The 2036-nt window shown below is 34.4% G+C and carries 4 protein-coding genes; all 4 read right to left on the minus strand.

Going from position 1 to position 2036, the window contains the following annotated elements:
• The coding region (gene glyA, locus HRT72_02395) for a serine hydroxymethyltransferase (protein NQY66560.1) at positions 1–491 on the minus strand (491 nt) is incomplete at its 3' end.
• Positions 492–1031: 540 nt separating this feature from the next.
• Positions 1032–1559, minus strand: coding sequence for an archaeosortase/exosortase family protein (locus HRT72_02400; protein ID NQY66561.1), 528 nt, complete (start codon positions 1557–1559; stop codon positions 1032–1034).
• Positions 1560–1594: 35 nt separating this feature from the next.
• Positions 1595–1828 carry a hypothetical protein gene (locus HRT72_02405; protein NQY66562.1) on the minus strand — a complete coding sequence of 78 codons (234 nt, stop codon included), beginning with the start codon at positions 1826–1828 and terminating at the stop codon, positions 1595–1597.
• A 5-nt stretch (positions 1829–1833) separates the two neighbouring features.
• Positions 1834–2036 (minus strand): T9SS type A sorting domain-containing protein (locus HRT72_02410; protein NQY66563.1); only part of this gene is annotated, 203 nt, incomplete at its 5' end.

Here is a 2036-nt window from a genome sequence, read left to right on the forward strand (position 1 = left end):
ATAATTAATTTAGGCTGCTCTCTAATAGCAGTCTCTTCCATTTTGTCGTAGTTAACAGTTCCTGTTTCTTCGTCTACACCATAAAATGTAGTGTTGTAGTGTTTCCCAGAAAAGTTAACAGGCGATCCGTGTGTTAAGTGACCACCGTGAGATAAGTCAAAACCTAAGATTGTGTCGCCTGGGTTGATACAAGCCAGAAATACAGCAAAGTTTGCTGATGCACCAGAGTGTGGTTGAACGTTAGCCCATTCTACACCAAATAATTCTTTTAATCTATCGATAGCTAATTGCTCAGATAAATCTACAAATTGGCATCCGCCGTAATATCTTTTTCCAGGAAGTCCTTCTGCATATTTATTAGTTAATACAGAGCCCATGGCCTCCATTACTTGATCGCTTACAAAATTTTCTGAGGCAATTAATTCAATACCTTCGAGTTGTCTTTGGCGTTCTTTCGCAATTATATCAAATATTTGATCGTCTCTTTTCATTATTTATTTTATATTATTTGTTGTAAAAAAGCCCGCAAATGTAAAATTATTATTTAATGTATTTTGCCTTTTTAAGGTATTATTTTTTTGTTAGTTGTATTGCAGGAATTAGAAGGAGGAGAATTATAGGGCTTTGAGTTAAACCAATAAGTATTCTTGCGAAATAGTAGCCTTTATTATAATTACCTAGAATGTATCCCAATAACACGCAGATGAACGCTATCGTAAGTATACTCACGTAAGTTCCAATTGTTGTTATGATATACGATTTAGGTTTGAAAACAATATTCAATATCAGTACTGTTAATGCACAAGTACTTAGAGCGAATATACACACTAAGCCCCATTTTAATAGTGTAAGTTGGTTTGTTGAGAGTTTGGCAAGAGATTCAAAGATAGAGTTGGGTACGAATGTTTGATGCCGGATAATCTTATTTATTCCTAGGAAAATATATTCTCTGAAGTAGGTTAAAGAGAAAAGAGCAACAGCTAGTATTCCAACAATCGAGTTTTTTGTTTTTTTTAAGAAACGTGTATCTCTCAAGCCTTATTAGAATTATCAATATCCGCTTTAACTATTTTAACCCAAAACATCCAAAAGAAGAATATACAACCATAAATAACCAAGCTAAATGTATAAGTGTGATTAAAATCCAGCGTGAATGGGGCTTTGAGGAGAATAATACACAGCGAAAATATTCTTATGATATTTAGAATATGAATGGCAATTATTCCTAATGGTATAACGATAATCTTTTTTTTAATATTTCCAGGAAGAGCAATTATAAATCCAGCGTATATTGCCATGAGGGGGATGGCATTACATGGATCACCAACCCATAGTCCCATGGTAGACTCAATACCAAGAACTCTTGAATTGCTGAATGTTTCGAACCCAAATAAGTTTAAGAAGAATTCGGATATTCCTATAGAGTTTCTTACAATAATCTTGTCTAATCCTCCATGTGGATGTAAGAATAAATCGTAGACAACATACCATGAAAAGTATATTCCTACTGCAATAAGTAACGATTTAACTAACGGATTTTTAAGCCAATCAAGTTTCATAATGATCTCAATATATGCTAATACGGGATTTTTATTTAGACGTTATTTTTGGCCATAATTTTTTTTCCGCCATACACTGCACCTGCAGCAATTAGGAAAGACAATCCTCCATCTATAGGAATAGTACAAGGAGGTGGCCAGCAAGGTGGTTCTGAACTGCCGCCGCCGCCGCCAGGAGCAGGAGGGGTTGTCGCAAATGTATTACTTGCGCCCAATCCACAGATCATTAGGATGACTGTAATGAGAAAAGATTTTTGTCTTCTTTGCATACGTTTTATTGAACAAGCTTGTTAGTATAGTTCTTGTTTGGTGTTTCCACATGTACTACATAGACATTATCGCCTTGTTCAGGAAGGTTTAATCTAACTTGATTGTTTATGTAATTTCCATTAATTATACTAGACACTTGTCGGCCACTTAAGTCATATATATATATAGTAGACTTTGTGGATTCATCAAAATTAAATTTTAAATAAG

Source organism: Flavobacteriales bacterium (genome assembly GCA_013214975.1).
GTDB lineage: Bacteria > Bacteroidota > Bacteroidia > DT-38 > DT-38 > DT-38.